The organism is Streptomyces sp. NPDC012794 (assembly GCF_042901085.1).
Classification (GTDB): domain Bacteria; phylum Actinomycetota; class Actinomycetes; order Streptomycetales; family Streptomycetaceae; genus Streptomyces.
Window position 1 is genome coordinate 96,329 of sequence record NZ_JBIBCI010000013.1, and the last position, 17,144, is coordinate 113,472.

Below are 17,144 nucleotides of genomic sequence, written 5' to 3' on the forward strand. Positions count from 1 at the left end.
GGACGCGGGGCGGTCGTCGCCCCGCACGAGGAGAGAGCACCCTCGTGCCCGGGTATGACGCGGGTTTCCGCGACGAATGTCAGGTTGGCCGGAATCTGTCGGCTGACCGAAACCCGTCGTCGAGGGCGGTGGCGGGGTGAGGTTCGCCCGAAGGCTTGGAATCTCCCGTTACCGGACCTGCCGGCAGGGGGTTCTTGGCTATGGTCCTCCCCTTGGTCCTCCCCTGCACAAGCCTCGAGCCACGATCGGAGTTGGGGACATTGACGGCCTCCCCTGGTGACGGAGAGCACGCGGCCCGCGAGGGCTACTACCCCGACCCGTCCATCCCCGGGTACGTCCGGTACTGGAACGGAACGTCCTGGGTTCCGGGTACGAGCCGTCCTGCCGTTCCCGCCGCCGCTCGCGTGGAGGAGACGGGGCCGGTGTTCCTGGACGAGACCTCGATGACGGCGGCCCTGCGGGACCCGCGCCCCCCGGCGAACCGGCAGCCGCCGCCCCCGTCCGGCCGGGCGCCCGCCCCCGGGCCCGACGGGGGCTACGCGGGCGCGGTACGGGCCGCCGAAGCGGACCGGGCCCGGAGCGCGGCCCCGGGCGGCGCGGGCCGTCCGGCCGGGGCCGGTTGGCCCGCGCCGGAACCCGAGGCCGGGGCCGGTCCCGCTGCGGGACGGGGGCAGGCGGGGTGGCAGGTCGACCCCGTCCACCAGGCCGGCTTCGGCGGCCCCCGCGACGCGCGGGTCTCGTGGGGGGAGCCGGCGGAGTCGGAGCCCGTCCGGCCCGCCGCCAGGATCTCCCTGGCCCGGCCCGCAGCGGCGGCGGCCGGCGCGCAGAGGCTCCCGGCGCAGGCCGCAGCCGAGAGCGTGGGCATCCTCTCGGCCCGCCCGCCGGCCTGGCCCGACGCCCCGGGCGCCGGTACCTCGGGCCTCACCTCCAGCTGGCCGGAGGCGGTACCGGACGCCCCGCCCCGGCGGCCGGAACCGGAACCCGAACCGGAGCCGGAACCGGAACCGGAGCCGACGCCGGCGCCGGCGCCGGAACGCAGGATCCCGGCGACGCGCGAGGCCCCGGCCCCCGCCCGGCCCCGCCCCACGGCCGCCGCGCCCGCCCCCGCCCCGGAGCCCACCGCCCGGCCCCGCCCCACGGCCGCCCCCGCCCCGCAGCCCCCTGCCCCGGAGCCGCCCGCCCCGCAGCCGCCCGCCGCCGCGCCCGCCCCCGTCCGGGAGGACACCCGGGCCGTCTTCGAGCGGATGGCGGAGCGGGCCGCGCGGCCCGCCGGGCTGGGGCGGCGGGGGGCGGCCCGGCTGGTGGACGCCCTCGTGCACGCCGGGGTCGCCGCGGCCGTGGCGCTGCCCCTCGTACCCCGGGTGACGGCCCATCTGGAGGCGAAGGTGGACGCGGCCCGGGCGAGCGGGCGCACCACCACCGTGTACCTGCTCGACGCCACCACCGCCGGGCACCTGGGCCTCGTGCTCGGTGCGGTCCTGCTCTTCGGCGTCCTCTACGAGGCCCTGCCCACCGCCCGCTGGGGCCGCACCCCGGGCAAGAAGCTGTTCGGCGTGCGCGTGCTGGCCGCCGCCACCCTGCGCCCGCCCACCTTCGGCGCGGCCCTGCGCCGCTGGCTCGTGTTCGCGTTCCTGGGGCTGCCGGGCAGCCTGTGGTGCCTGGTGGACCGGCCGCGCCGGCGGGCCTGGCACGACCGGGCGGCCGGGACGTACGTGACCCGCTGAGCGGTCCGGGAGGGCGTGCCGGGGCCGTGCCCCGGACGGACGCGGCCGCGTTGCGGGGCGGGCGGAGCCGGGTTCGACTCGGGCCATGAGCACCGATCAGCCGCCGCCGGGCCAGCCGCCCGAGGACGACCCGTTCCTCAAGAAGCCCCAGGAACCGACACCTCCGTCGGGCGGTTCGCCGTACGGCTCGCCGCCCCCCGGTGGCGGCGGCTACCCCCCGCCCCCGCCCCCCGGCGGTTACCCCCCGCCGCCGCCCCCGTACGGCGGTGGCGGACCCGGAGACCCGTACGGCGGCGGCGGAGGAGGCGGCTACGGCATGCCCGACCCGCTCGCCGGGATGCCCCCGCTCGCCGACTTCGGGAAGCGGCTCGTCGCACGCGTGCTCGACGCGCTGATCATCGCGGTGCCGCTGTTCCTCATCCAACTGCCCTTCGGCAACAGGCGCTACGTCGTGGACACCGAGGAGGGCGAGGACGTCACCGCCGTCATCTCGAAGTCGTACGGCGGCACGGGTCTGGTGTGGACGCTGATCGCGATCGTCGCGTACATCGGCTACGACTGGTGGTTCACGCGGAAGAACGGCCGGACCCTGGGCAAGAGGGTCCTGGGTCTGCGTGTCGCGATGCTCAACGACGGCAGCGTGCCCCCTTCCGGTCCGGCGCTCGGCCGAGCGGTGGTGCTCTGGCTGCCGACCCTGGTGTGCTGCTTCTGCCTGTGGCCGCTCGCGCTGATCGTGTCGATGCTCGTCGACAAGCCGTACCGGCAGGGGCTCCACGACAAGGTCGCCAAGACGGTGGTGGTCAGTTCTTCTTGAGCCGAGTGGTACGAGGACACGCGCGGGCGGCCGACCCCGGTGGGGGCGGCCGCCCGCGCCGGTGTCCGGTCAGTGGTGGACGCGGTGGTCCGAGGAGGCCGTGCGGGGCCCGGGCACCCGGGAGGCCTCCGCCCCCGCGGCCGGCCCGGAGGGCGCGGCCCCCCGCCAGGCGGACGCCCCTGCGCCCTGCCCGCCGGCCCGCCGCGCCGCGTGCCGGCCGCGGCCCCGGGGGACCGCGACCGTGAGCGCGACCAGCAGTCCCAGGGCGAGCGCGGCGGCGGAGATGACCGCGACTCCGATCCCGGTGCTCGTCCGCGAGAGCAGCAGCAGGGCGATCGTCGACACGACGACGGTGGCGGAGCCGTAGACGAGCTGTGCGGCAGTCGGACGCGGCATGGCTTCTTCCGTCCTCGAGGCATGGAGGGGGGAGTCGCCTCAACAGGTCGCGCACGCGTCAAGTGACTCCCCCAGGGCTTGCCCGGACGGAGTGACAGGTAAGCGTGAACTTACCCACGGTGCCGGGGCACGGAGGGGGCGCACGGCGTCGCACGCCTGGTCGCAATACCCGGAATGCCCGAGCCGGCGGGAGGTCTTCGCCCCGGATGGGGCGGTATGGCGACGGAACGTCCGAATAGCGGAACTCGCTGACCGCATAGTGCAGTTGTAAGGAAGAAGTCAAGGTCTGTCTTTTCTTTAGACTCTCCGGTCAAATGTCGTCACTTGAGACGCGCGCCGCGCGGAACCCCCCGCTCCTATGGAGACGTTCCGACCCACGTTGCGGCCGCGGGAGGGGAACGACATCAAGTGACCGGAAACTCCACCAGGCGTCGCGCGCTGCGCGCCGCCGCCGTCGGCGTGACCATGGCCGCCACCGCGGCCTCGGGCGCCTTCTTCACCACGGCCCAGGCCACCACCGCTTGGGGCAACGCTCCGGCTGTCGACAAGCAGGACCCGAGCTCCCCCGCGAAGGAGCAGGTCCAGCACAACCTCGAAACCCCGTTCAGCAAGCAGAACGCGCAGGCGCGCGAGGCAGCCCTCGACCAGGTGCTGTCGGGCAAGAAGAACGTCGAGCAGCGCGGTGCCTCGAAGGTCGTCAAGCTCGACGACAAGAAGTACGTCGAGCTGGGCCGCGAGAAGACCGACAAGATCTTCACGATCCTCGTGGAGTTCGGCGACCAGGTCGACAACACGACCATGCACGACCCCGACGGCCCCGAGGGCCCGAAGCCGGCCGAGCCGAAGTACGGGGGCACCCCCGGCCCGCTGCACAACACGATCGCGCAGCCCGACCGCGCGACCAACAACAGCACGGCCTGGCGCAAGGACTTCAGCCGCGAGTACTTCCAGGACCTGTACTTCGGTACGGGCCAGGGCAAGGAGTCGCTGAAGACCTACTACGAGAAGACCTCCTCGGGCCGCTACTCGGTCGAGGGCGAGGTCTCCGACTGGGTCAAGGTCCCGTACAACGAGGCCCGTTACGGCTCGAACTTCTGCGGCCAGTCCAACTGCTCCAACGTCTGGGACACCGTCCGCGACGGCGTCACCGCGTGGACGGAGGCCCAGAAGAAGGCCGGCAAGACCGACGCCGAGATCAAGGCCCATCTGGCGCAGTACGACCAGTGGGACCGCAACGACTTCGACGGCGACGGCAACTTCAACGAGCCCGACGGCTACATCGACCACTTCCAGATCGTCCACGCGGGCGAGGACGAGTCGGCCGGCGGCGGCGCGCAGGGCAAGACCGCGCTGTGGGCGCACCGCTGGTACGCGTACGGCACGGACGTCGGCAAGACCGGCCCGGCGAACAACAAGGCCGGCGGTACCCAGATCGGCGACACCGGCATCTGGGTCGGCGACTACACGGTGCAGCCGGAGAACGGCGGCCTGGGCGTCTTCGCGCACGAGTACGCCCACGACCTCGGCCTGCCGGACCTCTACGACACCTCCGGTGGCGGCGAGAACTCGGTCGGCTTCTGGTCCCTGATGTCCGCGGGCTCCTGGCTCGGCCAGGGCAAGGACTCCATAGGCGACCTCCCGGGCGACATGACCGCCTGGGACAAGCTCCAGCTGGGCTGGCTGAACTACGACACGGCCAAGGCCGCGACGAAGTCCACCCACAAGCTGGGCGTGGCCGAGTACAACACCAAGGACAAGCAGGCGCTGGTCGTCGAGCTGCCCAAGAAGCAGGTCAAGACCGACATCGTCGCCCCCGCCGAGGGTTCCTCGCAGTGGTGGAGCCAGATGGGTGACGACCTCAAGAACACCCTGACCCGCTCGGTCGACCTGACCGGCAAGAAGTCCGCCGCCCTCTCCCTCAAGGGCTGGTGGGACATCGAGGCCGACTACGACTTCCTCTACACCGAGGTGTCCACGGACGGCGGCGCCACCTGGACCGCCCTGGCCGGCACCGCCGACGGTGCGGCCATCCCGGCCGACGCCTCCGGCAGCCCGTCGCTGACCGGCACCTCCGGCGCCTGGAAGGCGCTGAACTTCCCGCTGGACGCCTACGCGGGCAAGAAGGTCGACCTCCGCTTCCGCTACCAGACGGACGGCGGCGCGGGCGGCAAGGGCTTCACGGCCGACGCCGTCACCCTGACCGCGGACGGCGCCGCGCTGTTCACCGACGGCGCCGAGAACGGCGACAACGGCTGGACCGGCAAGGGCTTCGAGCGGATCGGCGCGGGCTTCACCAAGGAGTACCCGCAGTACTACATCGTGGAGAACCGCCGCTACGTCTCGTACGACTCCACCCTCAAGGTGGGCCCGTACAACTTCGGCTGGGCCAACACCAAGCCGGGCTGGGTCGAGCACTACCCCTACCAGGACGGTCTGCTGATCTGGCTGTGGGACAAGTCCCAGAAGGACAACAACACCAGCCAGCACCCGGGCCAGGGCCTGATCCTGCCGGTGGACGCCAACGCCAAGCCGATGAAGTGGTCGGACGGCACCCTGCTGCGGAACAAGATCCAGCCGTACGACGCCACCTTCAGCGCGTACTCCACGGACGCGTTCACCCTGCACAAGAACGGCGAGTCGCTCTTCGTCAAGCCGAAGCCCGCGAACATGGTCTTCGACGACCACAAGGGCAAGTACTACTACGAGGAGAACCCGACCGGCTCGGTGAAGGTCACTGACACCAACACCAAGATCAAGATCGCGAAGGAGACCTACGACGGGCTCCAGATGACGATCGAGGTCGGCCCGGCCGTCAAGTAATTCGTAAAGCCGCAGGTCAAAGCATGATCGGCCGTCGCCCCCTAGCGGGCGGCGGCCGATCGCGTTTAGATGCGTGGGCGACTGTTCTTGTTGACGGGGGAGCTGAAGATCATGCCCGGTGGAGGTTTCGTCAGATTGCCAGGCGGCAGCGTGGTGGTCGCGCTCACGCTGCCGAGGCCGCCGTCCGCGGCGGGCGGCACGGACGGAAACGTACGCGTACTGGTACACGCCGCGAACCGGGCACGCGCCCTGACCAGGCTGCGGAACCTCGGCATGCGGGCCGTGTACCTGCGGGGCAACGCGCAGCCCCCCACCCCGGACGAGGTCACCGCCGTCCTCCACCACCCCGACGGCCTGCTGTGGCGCGGGGCCCCGGACCGCGAGCAGGAGCTCTGGCACCCGATCCGCGCCCTCCTGGGCGGCTGAGCCGGGCGCGGGCCGCTCTGGGCGACCGCGCCGGCCCCCGCCGCCTCGCCGGCCGCCGCCGCCTCGCCGGCCGCCTCAGCGGCTCCGGTGGCCGCCGCCGACCAGGGTCACGCCGGCCGCCCGGAGCTCCTCCAGCGCCTTCTCGGTGGTGTGCGGGGCCACGGCGGCCGTCAGGTCCAGCAGGACGCGGGTGGTGAAGCCGGCGCGGGCGGCGTCGAGGGCGGTGGCCTTCACGCAGTGGTCGGTGGCGATGCCGACCACGTCGACCTCGCTCACGTGCCGCTCCCGCAGCCATTCGCTGAGGCCCCGGCCGTTCTCGTCGGTGCCCTCGAAACCGCTGTACGCGGCCTCGTAGGCGCCCTTGTCGAAGACCGCGGCGACCGCCCCGGAGGCGACGGCGGGGGCGAAGTTCGGGTGGAAGCCGACGCCCTCGGTCCCGGCGACGCAGTGCACCGGCCAGGAAGTCTCGTAGTCCGGTTCGGCCGGGGGCCGGGCGAAGTGCGAGCCGGGGTCGATGTGGTGGTCCCGCGTCGCGACGACGTGCCGGTAGCCGGGGGTGGTCTGCCCGATCAGCTCGGTGATCGCGGCGGCGACGTCGGCCCCGCCGGTGACCGCGAGGCTGCCGCCCTCGCAGAAGTCGTTCTGTACGTCGACGACGATCAGTGCGCGGTGCATGTCGCGTGTCCTTCGGGTCGGTGTGTGTGGTCGTGCGGTGCGGCGGGCCCCGCGGGGGCTCTTGCCCCACCCCGCCCCTTCCCGAAACTGCGGGACCGACCCCCGGGGGAACGCCGCGGGGCCCGGCGGGCGCCCGGCTCCGCGCGGCGGGCCCCGCCGGGGCGCGGCCGCGCGAGGGGGGCCTCAGTAAAGGGTCTCCGTCGGGAGCACGGCCTCGCCGCGGGAGAGCTGGGTCGCCGAGAGGGGCAGCCCGGCGCGGGCCGTGCGGTGGCGGTCGCGGGCGGCCTCCAGCGGCTCGCGGGCCACCACCTCGCCCCCCTTCACCAGCTGGACCAGCAGCTGCGCGTCGGCCAGCGCGGCCGGGACCGGTCCGGTGCCGACGACCTCCGCCTCCGCGACCCCGTCGGAGTCCAGCCGGCGCGCCGCCCACTTGCGCCCGCCGACGGAGGTCTTGCCGCCCGAGGACTTCTTCGCCACCGGCACCAGCGGCGCCTTCGGGTCGGCCGACGCCGCCCGCGCGACCAGCTTGTAGACCATCGAGCACGTCGGGTGCCCGCTGCCGGTCACCAGCTGGGTGCCCACCCCGTACGCGTCCACGGGCGCGGCCGCCAGCGAGGCGATGGCGTACTCGTCCAGGTCGGAGGTGACCACGATCCGGGTGCCCGTGGCGCCCAGCTCGTCCAGCTGCTGGCGCACCCGGTGCGCCACCAGCAGCAGGTCGCCGGAGTCGATGCGCACCGCGCCCAGGCCGGTCCCGGCGACGTCCACCGCCGTGCGGACCGCCTCCGCGACGTCGTACGTGTCCACCAGCAGGGTGGTCCCGCTGCCCAGCGAGGTGACCTGCGCGGTGAAGGCGTCCCGCTCGCTGTCGTGCACGAGGGTGAAGGCGTGCGCGCTGGTGCCGACCGTCGGGATCCCGTACCGGAAGCCGGCCGCCAGGTCCGAGGTGGAGCTGAAGCCGCCCACGTACGCGGCCCGCGAGGCCGCGACCGCCGCGAGCTCGTGCGTCCGGCGCGCCCCCATCTCGATCAGCGGCCGGTCACCGGCGGCCGAGGCCATCCGGGAGGCGGCCGCCGCGATGGCGGAGTCGTGGTTGAGGATCGAGAGGATCACGGTCTCCAGCAGTACGCACTCGGCGAAGCTGCCCTCGACCCGCAGGACCGGCGATCCGGGGAAGTAGACCTCCCCCTCGGGGTAGCCCCAGATGTCACCCGAGAAGCGGTACGAGGCGAGCCAGTCCAGCGTCCGCATGTCCACCACGGCCCGGTCCCGCAGGAACTCCAGTACCGCGCTGTCGAACCGGAAGTTCTCGACGGCGTCCAGGACGCGCCCGGTGCCCGCCACCACCCCGTAGCGGCGCCCCTCGGGCAGCCGCCGGGTGAAGACCTCGAAGACCGAGCGGCGGTCGGCGGTGCCGTTCGCCAGGGCTGCCTGGAGCATCGTCAGCTCGTAGTGATCCGTGAAGAGCGCTGTCGACGGCACGTCCACCGGCAGGCCCAGGTCCGCAGGGTTCATGACACGGATGCTAGCGCACATCTCGTCAAACTGACGAGATGTGGGGTCCGTTTGTGCGACCGGCCCGCCACAGTGGCAGCATGGGACGAGTGAGTGTTGCTCCTATTGAGATCGAACGCACCGAATCCGCCGAGGAGACCTTCGCGGTCCCCGAACCGGACGTCCCGTGGGTGACCCTGGTGCACAACGACCCGGTCAACCTCATGAGCTACGTGACGTACGTGTTCCAGGCGTACTTCGGATACCCCAAGGACAAGGCGACCAGGCTGATGCTCGACGTCCACAACAAGGGCAGGGCGGTCGTCTCCAGCGGCACCCGCGAGGAGATGGAGCGGGACGTGCAGGCCATGCACGGATACGGGCTCTGGGCGACCCTCTCGCAGGACCGCGGCTGATGGGCGGCGTGTTCGAGCCCCTGAAGGGCGGCGGGGCCGCCGTGGCCCTGGACGAGATCGAGATCTCCATCCTGCGCTCGCTGGCCGTGCAGCTGCTGGAGCTGATCGGCCCGGGCGGGCCGGAACCCGCCGAGGACGCCGACCCCCTGGCGGCGCTGTTCTCCTCCGACGGCCCCACCGAGCCCCCGTCCGACCCGGCGCTGGCCCGGCTCTTCCCCGACGCCTACGGGGGCCCCGACGGCCCGCGCCCGGGGCAGGACGCCGAGGAGCTGCGGGCCCGCTCGGCGGAGTTCCGCCGCTTCACCGAGAACGACCTGCGCACCCGCAAGCGGGAGGACGCGCTGGCCGTCGTGCGCAGCCTCGACTCCCTCACCCCGGCCGGCGACGGGGCGGCGGTGCTGGAGCTGACCGGCGAGCTGCCGCTGCGCTGGCTCGGCGCGCTCAACGACCTGCGGCTGACCCTCGCGGCCCGGCTCGACATCTCCGAGGACGACGAGAGCGCGATGCTGTTCCGGCTCCCGGACGACGACCCGCGCAAGCCGATGGTGATGGCCTACCTCTGGCTGGGCGGGCTCCAGGAGACGCTCATCGAGACCCTCTGACCGCACGCGGGCGGCCGGGGGCCGACGGCCGACGAACGTCAAATGCACCTTCGCGTTCGCTCAGCGGACGCTCAAATCCGGATAACGATCAGATCACCGCCATGCGGTGATCTGATCCATTTCTGCCCCCATGTCCAGGTATGACCATGCCGAAGGCCGCTTCTGCGCCCTTTTCCCACCCGTAAGCCCGTGATAAATCTTCACGATCGCCGACGGGACGCCACCCATGTCCCCCGGCCCGCTTGAACCGGCTGACCGCCGGCGTGCAACTCCATCCGTATCCGGGGGGATCGAGGACCCGATCCGCAGCCGTTCCAGGCGCGGGTCGGCGTGGAGAAAGGCGCACCAAAACATGACCTCTGTGCAGGTCGAGCAGCACGACAGGACGCCCGGCGAGGGCGGTCGGGGCGAGGGCGACGGGGAGGGTTACCACCGGGCGCTCGGAGCCCGCCAGATCCAGATGATCGCGATCGGCGGAGCCATCGGCACCGGCCTGTTCCTCGGAGCGGGCAAGGCGATCTCCAAGGCCGGACCGAGCCTGATCCTGGCCTACGCCATCGCCGGACTGGTCATCTTCTTCATCATGCGGGCCCTGGGCGAACTGCTCATGTACCGCCCCGTCTCCGGCTCCTTCTCGGACTACGCCCGCGAGTTCCTGGGCCCGTTCTGGGGGTACGCGACCGGCTGGACGTACTGGCTGTTCTGGGTGGTCACCGGCATCACCGAGGTCACCGCCGCCGCGAAGTACATGGCGTACTGGACGGACGACAGCTTCCCGCAGTGGGCGTACGCCCTGATCTTCACCGTGATCCTCTACGCCGCCAACCTGATCTCCGTGAAGCTCTTCGGCGAGCTGGAGTTCTGGTTCTCCATGGTCAAGGTCACCGCCATCGTCGGCATGATCCTGATCTGCGCCGGCATCCTCACCATCGGCTTCTCCGACGCGGCCGCCACCGCCTCCGTCTCCAACCTGTGGAACGACCGCGGCTTCTTCCCCCACGGCATCGGCGAGACGCTGATGACCCTGCAGATCGTGATGTTCGCCTTCCTCGCGGTCGAACTGGTCGGCGTCACCGCCGGCGAGTCCAAGGACCCCGCGAAGACCCTGCCCAAGGCCATCAACACCGTGCCGTGGCGCATCGCCGTCTTCTACGTCGGCGCGCTCATCATGATCATGTCGGTCATCCCGTGGTCCAACTTCAAGGCCGGCGAGAGCCCCTTCGTCCTCGCCTTCGAGAAGATGGGCCTCGGCGTCGGCGCCGCGATCGTCAACTTCGTCGTGCTGACCGCCGCCCTGTCCTCCTGCAACTCGGGCATGTACTCCACCGGCCGCATGCTGCGCGACCTCGCGCTCAACGGCCAGGGCCCGAAGTTCTTCACCAAGCTCACGAAGAACGGCACCCCGCTGGTCGGCACCACCTTCTCCGCCGCCCTGATGCTGGTCGGCGTCTGGATCAACTACGTCGCCCCGGGCAAGGCCTTCGACTACGTCGTCTCCTTCGCCACCATCTCCGGCATGTGGGCCTGGGTCATGATCCTGGTCTGCCAGATCCGCTACCGCGCCAAGGCCGACCGCGGCGAGCTGCCCCAGTCCTCCTTCCGCGCCCCCGGCGCCCCCTGGACCAGCTGGTTCGCCCTGCTGTTCATCGGCATGGTCATCGTGATGATGGGCGTCGACAAGGACTCCCGCGTCTCGCTCTACTGCGCCCCGCTGTGGGGCCTGGTCCTGGGGGTCTCCTACCTGGTCCTCAAGGCCCGCAACCCGCGCGGAGCCGCCTTCAACAAGGTCACCCGCTGACCCGCGGAACCCGAGCCCCCCGGCCGCCGTCACGGCCGGGAAACACGCCCCGGGCCCCGCGCCCGGGGCGTCGTGTCCACCATTCGGGCCCTCCCGTACCACTCCTCGGTACGAGAGGGCCCGTCTGCTTATCCTGTGGCCCATGCTGACCCTCACCCAGGCCCTGTACGACCAGATCGTCGAGCACGCCCGCAAGGACCACCCGGACGAGGCGTGCGGCGTGGTGGCCGGCCCGGCGGGCACCGGCCGCCCCGAGCGGTTCATCCCGATGCTCAACGCGGCCCGCTCGCCCACGTTCTACGAGTTCGACTCGAAGGATCTGCTCAAGCTCTACCGCGAACTGGACGACCGGGACGAGGACCCCGTGATCGTCTACCACTCGCACACCGCCACCGAGGCCTACCCCTCGCGCACGGACGTCACGTACGCGAACGAGCCCGGCGCGCACTACGTCCTGGTCTCCACGGCCGACCAGGACGGCCTCGGCGAGTTCCAGTTCCGCTCCTACCGGATCGTCGACGGCGTGATCACGGAGGAAGAAGTGCAGGTCGTAGCCGCCTACTGACCACCATGTGAGCCGATGGCGTCCACGATGCGGGATCACACTCCAAACGGGGGACCGGGAATCGTTAACATGACCGCATGGTTTCCCACGACGTGAGCATCGAGACGCCCGGCAGGCTGCTGCTCGTGGCGCGGCTGCACGTCGACCTGTGCCGCCTCGCCAGCGCCATCTGTCCTGCCGCCTGAGCACCCGGCCCCCTCCGCGCGGGGCAGCACGAACGCGCGCCCGCACACTCCTTCGCCCCTTTCACGACACTGGAGCCTGCCATGGCCATCGAGGTCCGCATCCCCACCATCCTCCGCACCTACACCGACGGCGAGAAGGCCGTCAACGGCGAGGGCGCCACCCTCTCCGAGCTGTTCGCCGACCTGGAGACCCGTCACAAGGGCATCCGAGAGCGACTCGTCGACCAGGACGCCGGCGGCCAGCTGCGCCGCTTCGTGAACGTCTACCTCAACGACGAGGACGTCCGCTTCATCGACGGCATCTCCACCGCCCTCAAGGACGGCGACAGCGTCACCATCCTCCCGGCCGTGGCCGGCGGCTCGAAGTAATGCGGTACGACTCCCCCCTCGCGGCGGTCGGCAACACCCCGCTGGTGCGCCTGCCGCGACTGTCCCCCTCGGCCGACGTCCGCATCTGGGCCAAGCTGGAGGACCGCAACCCGACCGGCTCGATCAAGGACCGCCCCGCGCTCCACATGGTCGAACAGGCGGAGAAGGACGGCCGGCTGTCCCCCGGCTGCACCATCCTGGAACCCACCTCCGGCAACACGGGCATCTCGCTCGCGATGGCCGCGAAGCTCAAGGGCTACCGGATCGTGTGCGTGATGCCGGAGAACACCTCGCAGGAGCGCCGCGACCTTCTCGCGATGTGGGGAGCCGAGATCATCTCGTCGCCGGCCGCGGGCGGTTCGAACACCGCCGTACGGGTGGCGAAGGAGCTGGCGGAGCAGAACCCCTCCTGGGTGATGCTCTACCAGTACGGGAACCCGGACAACGCGGGCGCCCACTACGCCACGACCGGCCCGGAGATCCTCGCCGACCTCCCGTCGATCACCCACTTCGTGGCGGGCCTGGGCACGACGGGCACCCTCATGGGCGTGGGCCGCTACCTCCGCGAGAACGTCCCCGGAGTGCGGATCGTCGCCGCCGAGCCGCGCTACGACGACCTCGTCTACGGCCTGCGCAACCTCGACGAGGGCTTCGTCCCCGAGCTGTACGACGCCTCGGTGCTCACCACCCGCTACTCGGTCGGCTCCGCCGACGCGGTGACCCGCACCCGCGAACTCCTCCAGCAGGAGGGCATCTTCGCGGGCGTCTCCACCGGAGCCGCGCTGCACGCGGCGATCGGCGTGGGCCGCAAGGCGGTCGCCGCGGGGGAGTCCGCCGACATCGTCTTCGTCGTGGCCGACGGCGGCTGGAAGTACCTGTCGACCGGCGTCTACACGGCGGCGACCACGGAAGAGGCCATCGAGGTCCTCCAAGGCCAGCTCTGGGCCTGAGGTCCGTACGCACGGCACGCACGGCACGCAATGGCACGGCCCGATGACGCCGCCGGGACCGCGGTACGCGGACCCGGCGGCGTCCCGCGTCCGGCCCGCCGCGGCCCCGGCCCCGGCCCCGGGGTCCGGCGGCGACGGAACGGCGGTTCACCCGGCCGGCCCCGCCGGGTCGCCCGGCCGGTCCCCCGCGCGCACGCTCGGTACGACCGGTTCCCCCAGCAGGAAGGTGGCGACATGACCACCACCCCGGGCAGTAACTCCCCCTCGGCCCCGGCCGGCGCCGCCGGCCCAGGACCGGGCCCCGCCGCCGCGTGGGCCGGCGGCGGGGCCGCCTTCGCCGGTGTCCTGATGGCCGTCAGCGGCTTGTTCAGCGTCCTGGAGGGCATCGCCGCCCTCGCCCGGGACGAGGTGTACCTGCCGGTCGGCGACTACACCTTCCGGTTCGACCTCACCGCGTGGGGCTGGATCCACCTGGTCCTCGGCGCCGTCGTCCTCGTCGTCGGCGTCGGCATCCTCAAGGGCGCCCCGTGGGGCCGGACCGCCGGTGTCGTCGTGGCCGCGCTCTCGGTGCTGTTCCACTTCCTGTGGCTGCCCTACCAGCCCCTGTGGGCGCTCATCGCGATCGCCGTCGGGGTGTTCGTCATCTGGGCGCTGTGCACGGACAGGCCCGGCGCCCGCCTCTGACGCGGCGTCCGGCCGCCGCCCCCCGGCCCCGGCCCCGGCTCCGCGCCGCATCCCCGCGTTCCCGCGGCGGGTGCGGCGCGCCGTCACGCCCCGTCGGCGTCGCCCAGCGGCTCGGCCGGCACCGCCGCGTGACCGGCGGCGGGGTCCTTCACCGCCGTCAGCAGGGGCAGCGGGCCCGCCGCCACCTCCCGCAGCCGGTCCACGAGGACCCGCACGCCGTCCGCCCCCGGCTCGGGAGGATCGTAGACGCGCCGCAGCCGGATCACCCCGCGCCGCCTCCCAGCCCCTTGGCCTCGTCCCACAGCACCGGGTCCAGTGTCCCCAGGGGGCTGCGGAACTCCCACAGCGACACCTCCTCGGGCCGGTCCGCCTCCAGGAACCCGCCCCTGCCGTGCGCGCCGGCCGTCCCCGGCGGCAGCGGGATCACCCCGGCCCGCCGGTCGTCGTACTTCCCGACGATCCAGGCCACCCGCGCCCGGTGCGCCCGTACCGCCAGCACCAGGCAGGTCCGGCCGTCCGCCAGGCGCCACAGCTCGCCCGGCCGCACCCGCGGCGGCGGCGCCGTTCCGCGGGGCGGGGGCGCCACCGTCACCGCCGTGCGCCGCCGGGGGAGCAGCACCACCACCGCCACGGCGACCGCCGCGAGCACAGCGGGCCACCACGACGTGTCCATGTTCCGACCGTAGCCGTGCGGGAGGCGCCCGGCGCGGCAACGGCACGGCGGAACGGCAACACCCGTACCCCGCGTCGCTCCCCTGGGTGACACGGCAGGTGATTCCCCCCACAACGGCCCGCCGCGGAGGAGCGACCGGAGGTTTCGCGCCTTACGCTCGACCCACGCACGGCCCGCATTCCGTCCACGGACCGTCCACGGAGGTTCACGCTCCATGAAGCTCACCGTCGTCGGCTGTTCGGGGTCCTTCCCGGCCGCGGATTCGGCATGTTCGAGCTATCTCGTCGAGGCCGACGGCTTCCGGCTGCTCCTCGACATGGGCAACGGTTCCCTCGGAGCGCTCCAGCGCCACTGCGGTCTCTACGACCTCGACGCGATCTTCCTGAGCCATCTGCACGCCGACCACTGCATCGACATGTGCGCGTACTTCGTCGCCCGCTACTACCGGCACGAGGGCGGCCGCTGCGGAACCATCCCCGTCTACGGCCCCGAGGGCACCGAGCGGCGCCTGACCACGGCGTACGAGGACGTCCCCGACGAGCGTTCGATGAGCGAGGTCTTCGACTTCCGCACGCTGAAGTCCGCCGTCTTCGAGATCGGCCCGTTCACGGTCCGCACGGAGAAGGTCTGCCACCCGGTCGAGTCGTACGGCATCCGCGTCGAGCACGGCGGGCGCGTACTGGCGTACTCGGGCGACACCGGGGTCTGCCCGGAGCTGGGCATGCTGGCGGAGGGCGCCGACCTGTTCCTGTGCGAGGCGTCCTTCACGCACGGCAAGGAGGACATCCCGGACCTCCACCTCAACGGCCGCGAGGCGGGCGAGTACGCGCGCGACGGGCGGGTCGGCCGGCTCGTGCTGACGCACATCCCGCCGTGGACGGACGCCGCGCAGAACCTGGCGGACGCCCGGGCGGTCTACGGCGGCCCGGTCGACCTCGCGTACGCGGGCGCCGAGTACGAGGTCTGACGCACGGGAGCACGACGCGGCCCCCGCCTCCCCTTCCGGGAGAGCGGGGGCCGCGTCGCGCGGGGCCGCCTACGGGCCGCGGGGGCCCCGGGGCGTCCTACTTGGCCTCGGCCTTCGCCAGCTCGGCGAGCTCCTCGTCCGACTCGCGGCCCGGGGTGGGCAGGTTCCACTTGGTGATCGCGAAGCGGAAGATCGCGTAGTAGAGGGCCGCGAAGCACAGACCCACCAGGACGAGCATCCACGGCTTGGTGGCGATGCCCAGGTTCAGGAAGAAGTCGATCGCGCCGGCGGAGAAGCCGAAGCCGTCCTTCATGCCGAGCGCCCAGGTCAGGGCCATGGACACGCCGGTCAGGACCGCGTGGACCGCGTACAGCACCGGGGCGATGAACATGAAGGTGAACTCGATCGGCTCGGTGACACCGGTGACGAACGCGGTGAGCGCGAGGGAGAACATCATGCCGCCGACGACCTTGCGGCGCTCGGGGCGGGCGCAGTGGACGATCGCCAGGCAGGCGGCCGGGAGGGCGAACATCATGATCGGGAAGAAGCCGGTCATGAACTGTCCGGCGCTCGGGTCGCCGGCGAGGAAGCGGCCGATGTCACCGCTCTTGCCGTTGTACTCGCCCGCCTGGAACCACGGGAAGGAGTTGAGCAGGTGGTGCATGCCGACCGGGATCAGCGCGCGGTTGGCGACACCGAAGATGCCCGCGCCGACGGCGCCGGAGCCGACCAGCCACTCACCGAAGCCGTGGATGCCCTTGCCGAGGACCGGCCAGATCAGACCGAAGAGGATGCCGATGAACAGGCCCGCGAAGGCCGAGAGGATCGGGACCAGACGGCGGCCGCCGAAGAAGCCCGCCCAGTCCGGCAGCTTGGTCCGGTAGAACTTCTGGTAGAGCAGGGCGACGACGAGGCCCATCACGACACCGCCGAGGACCTTGGCGTCCACGGGCGCCTCGACCATCGCGACCTTGCCGTCGACCACCTTGGCGATCTTCGGCAGGCTGGAGTCGGTGAAGGTGGCGAGCACCTTCTGGAAGACCAGGTAACCGGTGACGGCGGCCAGGGCCGTCGAACCGTCGGACTTCTTGGCGAAGCCGATCGCGATGCCGACGGCGAACAGCAGCGCCATGTTGCCGATGATCGCGTCACCACCGGCCGCCATGTACGTGGCGATCCTGTTGATGAAGTCCGGCAGCGACGCCTTGCCGAGCATGTCGTCCTGGCCGAGGCGGATGAGCAGAGCGCCGGCGGGCAGCACGGCAACGGGGAGCATGAGGCTCCGGCCGATGCGCTGCATGACGGCCATCACGCCAGCGCCCTTCTTCTTCTCCGCAGCGGTCGCTGTGGACATGGGTTCCTCCAGAGGACAAGGCGCTGCCTGGGGACATGGAAAGCGGGGGTGGCGGCGTCTCGGAAAAGGGGGACCACAGGCCGCTCGGCAGCCGCATGGTCTACACCATTGGGTGGTGTAGACCAGTTGTAGCACGGTCGGGGTTAGATAAGGAACCTTCGATTTCCTGTGGCCTGCGCCACAGGAGGAAGGGCCTCCGGATCAACGGATCCGAAGGCCCCGGCCCCGTGTC

Annotated in this window: 19 protein-coding genes; 13 read left to right on the plus strand and 6 right to left on the minus strand. The window is 71.9% G+C overall.

Annotated elements, in window-relative coordinates; all coding sequences use genetic code 11:
* The first annotated feature begins 260 nt into the window (after positions 1 to 260).
* Positions 261 to 1,724: an RDD family protein gene (locus ACFY7H_RS23415; RefSeq protein WP_388940944.1), complete on the plus strand. Its 1,464-nt coding sequence runs from the start codon at positions 261 to 263 to the stop codon at positions 1,722 to 1,724.
* Positions 1,725 to 1,809: 85 nt separating this feature from the next.
* Positions 1,810 to 2,538: an RDD family protein gene (locus tag ACFY7H_RS23420; RefSeq protein ID WP_388940947.1), complete on the plus strand. Its 729-nt coding sequence runs from the start codon at positions 1,810 to 1,812 to the stop codon at positions 2,536 to 2,538.
* Positions 2,539 to 2,607: 69 nt separating this feature from the next.
* Here ACFY7H_RS23420 and ACFY7H_RS23425 read toward each other — a convergent pair whose 3' ends face one another.
* The gene (locus ACFY7H_RS23425; protein WP_388940949.1) at positions 2,608 to 2,934 is read right to left on the minus strand and encodes a hypothetical protein; all 327 of its coding nucleotides are present in this window, start codon (positions 2,932 to 2,934) and stop codon (positions 2,608 to 2,610) included.
* Between the two features lie 465 nt (positions 2,935 to 3,399).
* Here ACFY7H_RS23425 and ACFY7H_RS23430 point away from each other — a divergent pair, with 465 nt between their 5' ends.
* Both ACFY7H_RS23430 and ACFY7H_RS23435 read left to right on the plus strand, forming a co-directional pair.
* Entirely contained in the window at positions 3,400 to 5,754 is a 2,355-nt protein-coding gene (locus ACFY7H_RS23430; protein ID WP_388941245.1) for an immune inhibitor A domain-containing protein, read from the plus strand.
* Between the two features lie 111 nt (positions 5,755 to 5,865).
* Positions 5,866 to 6,180, plus strand: coding sequence for a hypothetical protein (locus ACFY7H_RS23435; RefSeq protein ID WP_388940952.1), 315 nt, complete (start codon positions 5,866 to 5,868; stop codon positions 6,178 to 6,180).
* A gap of 75 nt (positions 6,181 to 6,255) precedes the next feature.
* Here the strand turns inward: ACFY7H_RS23435 and ACFY7H_RS23440 are convergent, their stop codons facing one another.
* Together ACFY7H_RS23440 and ACFY7H_RS23445 are read right to left on the minus strand one after the other, a co-directional pair.
* The gene (locus tag ACFY7H_RS23440; RefSeq protein WP_388940954.1) at positions 6,256 to 6,855 is read right to left on the minus strand and encodes a nicotinamidase; all 600 of its coding nucleotides are present in this window, start codon (positions 6,853 to 6,855) and stop codon (positions 6,256 to 6,258) included.
* 183 nt (positions 6,856 to 7,038) lie between these two features.
* On the minus strand, positions 7,039 to 8,370 hold the full coding sequence (locus ACFY7H_RS23445; RefSeq protein ID WP_388940957.1) for a nicotinate phosphoribosyltransferase: 1,332 nt from the start codon (positions 8,368 to 8,370) through the stop codon (positions 7,039 to 7,041).
* Between the two features lie 80 nt (positions 8,371 to 8,450).
* On the opposite strand from ACFY7H_RS23445, the gene clpS reads away from it, so the two are divergent.
* The 8 genes from clpS (at position 8,451) to ACFY7H_RS23485 (ending at position 13,918) form a co-directional block, all read left to right on the plus strand.
* The gene (clpS, locus tag ACFY7H_RS23450; protein WP_388940960.1) at positions 8,451 to 8,765 is read left to right on the plus strand and encodes an ATP-dependent Clp protease adapter ClpS; all 315 of its coding nucleotides are present in this window, start codon (positions 8,451 to 8,453) and stop codon (positions 8,763 to 8,765) included.
* On the plus strand, positions 8,765 to 9,367 hold the full coding sequence (locus ACFY7H_RS23455; protein ID WP_388940963.1) for a DUF2017 domain-containing protein: 603 nt from the start codon (positions 8,765 to 8,767) through the stop codon (positions 9,365 to 9,367). The genes clpS and ACFY7H_RS23455 overlap by 1 nt, the downstream gene beginning before the upstream one ends.
* Before the next feature lie 352 nt (positions 9,368 to 9,719).
* A complete protein-coding gene (locus tag ACFY7H_RS23460; RefSeq protein ID WP_388940965.1) occupies positions 9,720 to 11,165 on the plus strand; it encodes an amino acid permease in 1,446 nt (481 codons plus the stop codon).
* A 142-nt stretch (positions 11,166 to 11,307) separates the two neighbouring features.
* Positions 11,308 to 11,730 carry a Mov34/MPN/PAD-1 family protein gene (locus tag ACFY7H_RS23465; protein WP_388940968.1) on the plus strand — a complete coding sequence of 141 codons (423 nt, stop codon included), beginning with the start codon at positions 11,308 to 11,310 and terminating at the stop codon, positions 11,728 to 11,730.
* 77 nt (positions 11,731 to 11,807) lie between these two features.
* Positions 11,808 to 11,915 carry a putative leader peptide gene (locus ACFY7H_RS23470; protein ID WP_311736929.1) on the plus strand — a complete coding sequence of 36 codons (108 nt, stop codon included), beginning with the start codon at positions 11,808 to 11,810 and terminating at the stop codon, positions 11,913 to 11,915.
* 81 nt (positions 11,916 to 11,996) lie between these two features.
* Positions 11,997 to 12,284: a MoaD/ThiS family protein gene (locus ACFY7H_RS23475; protein WP_388940971.1), complete on the plus strand. Its 288-nt coding sequence runs from the start codon at positions 11,997 to 11,999 to the stop codon at positions 12,282 to 12,284.
* Positions 12,284 to 13,234, plus strand: coding sequence for a PLP-dependent cysteine synthase family protein (locus tag ACFY7H_RS23480; protein WP_388940973.1), 951 nt, complete (start codon positions 12,284 to 12,286; stop codon positions 13,232 to 13,234). The genes ACFY7H_RS23475 and ACFY7H_RS23480 overlap by 1 nt, the downstream gene beginning before the upstream one ends.
* Before the next feature lie 234 nt (positions 13,235 to 13,468).
* Entirely contained in the window at positions 13,469 to 13,918 is a 450-nt protein-coding gene (locus tag ACFY7H_RS23485; protein ID WP_388940976.1) for a hypothetical protein, read from the plus strand.
* 83 nt (positions 13,919 to 14,001) lie between these two features.
* On the opposite strand, the gene ACFY7H_RS23490 is transcribed toward ACFY7H_RS23485, so the two are convergent.
* Both ACFY7H_RS23490 and ACFY7H_RS23495 read right to left on the minus strand, forming a co-directional pair.
* A complete protein-coding gene (locus ACFY7H_RS23490) occupies positions 14,002 to 14,184 on the minus strand; it encodes a hypothetical protein (protein WP_388940979.1) in 183 nt (60 codons plus the stop codon).
* Complete coding sequence (locus ACFY7H_RS23495; RefSeq protein ID WP_388940981.1) at positions 14,181 to 14,591, minus strand: hypothetical protein; 411 nt, start codon at positions 14,589 to 14,591, stop codon at positions 14,181 to 14,183. Before ACFY7H_RS23495 ends, ACFY7H_RS23490 begins: the two co-directional genes overlap by 4 nt.
* A gap of 214 nt (positions 14,592 to 14,805) precedes the next feature.
* Here ACFY7H_RS23495 and ACFY7H_RS23500 point away from each other — a divergent pair, with 214 nt between their 5' ends.
* Positions 14,806 to 15,558 carry an MBL fold metallo-hydrolase gene (locus tag ACFY7H_RS23500; protein WP_388940984.1) on the plus strand — a complete coding sequence of 251 codons (753 nt, stop codon included), beginning with the start codon at positions 14,806 to 14,808 and terminating at the stop codon, positions 15,556 to 15,558.
* Between the two features lie 97 nt (positions 15,559 to 15,655).
* Here ACFY7H_RS23500 and ACFY7H_RS23505 read toward each other — a convergent pair whose 3' ends face one another.
* Entirely contained in the window at positions 15,656 to 16,912 is a 1,257-nt protein-coding gene (locus ACFY7H_RS23505; protein WP_388940986.1) for a PTS transporter subunit EIIC, read from the minus strand.
* Positions 16,913 to 17,144: the final 232 nt, after the last annotated feature.

Coding starts and splice junctions, on each gene's coding strand:
- ACFY7H_RS23420 (WP_388940947.1), top strand. CDS start 1,810: ATGAGCACCGATCAGCCGCCGCCGGGCCAGCCGCCCGAGGACGACCCG.
- ACFY7H_RS23425 (WP_388940949.1), bottom strand. CDS start 2,934: ATGCCGCGTCCGACTGCCGCACAGCTCGTCTACGGCTCCGCCACCGTC.
- ACFY7H_RS23430 (WP_388941245.1), top strand. CDS start 3,400: ATGGCCGCCACCGCGGCCTCGGGCGCCTTCTTCACCACGGCCCAGGCC.
- ACFY7H_RS23435 (WP_388940952.1), top strand. CDS start 5,866: ATGCCCGGTGGAGGTTTCGTCAGATTGCCAGGCGGCAGCGTGGTGGTC.
- ACFY7H_RS23440 (WP_388940954.1), bottom strand. CDS start 6,855: ATGCACCGCGCACTGATCGTCGTCGACGTACAGAACGACTTCTGCGAG.
- ACFY7H_RS23445 (WP_388940957.1), bottom strand. CDS start 8,370: ATGAACCCTGCGGACCTGGGCCTGCCGGTGGACGTGCCGTCGACAGCG.
- clpS (WP_388940960.1), top strand. CDS start 8,451: ATGGGACGAGTGAGTGTTGCTCCTATTGAGATCGAACGCACCGAATCC.
- ACFY7H_RS23455 (WP_388940963.1), top strand. CDS start 8,765: ATGGGCGGCGTGTTCGAGCCCCTGAAGGGCGGCGGGGCCGCCGTGGCC.
- ACFY7H_RS23460 (WP_388940965.1), top strand. CDS start 9,720: ATGACCTCTGTGCAGGTCGAGCAGCACGACAGGACGCCCGGCGAGGGC.
- ACFY7H_RS23465 (WP_388940968.1), top strand. CDS start 11,308: ATGCTGACCCTCACCCAGGCCCTGTACGACCAGATCGTCGAGCACGCC.
- ACFY7H_RS23470 (WP_311736929.1), top strand. CDS start 11,808: ATGGTTTCCCACGACGTGAGCATCGAGACGCCCGGCAGGCTGCTGCTC.
- ACFY7H_RS23475 (WP_388940971.1), top strand. CDS start 11,997: ATGGCCATCGAGGTCCGCATCCCCACCATCCTCCGCACCTACACCGAC.
- ACFY7H_RS23480 (WP_388940973.1), top strand. CDS start 12,284: ATGCGGTACGACTCCCCCCTCGCGGCGGTCGGCAACACCCCGCTGGTG.
- ACFY7H_RS23485 (WP_388940976.1), top strand. CDS start 13,469: ATGACCACCACCCCGGGCAGTAACTCCCCCTCGGCCCCGGCCGGCGCC.
- ACFY7H_RS23495 (WP_388940981.1), bottom strand. CDS start 14,591: ATGGACACGTCGTGGTGGCCCGCTGTGCTCGCGGCGGTCGCCGTGGCG.
- ACFY7H_RS23500 (WP_388940984.1), top strand. CDS start 14,806: ATGAAGCTCACCGTCGTCGGCTGTTCGGGGTCCTTCCCGGCCGCGGAT.
- ACFY7H_RS23505 (WP_388940986.1), bottom strand. CDS start 16,912: ATGTCCACAGCGACCGCTGCGGAGAAGAAGAAGGGCGCTGGCGTGATG.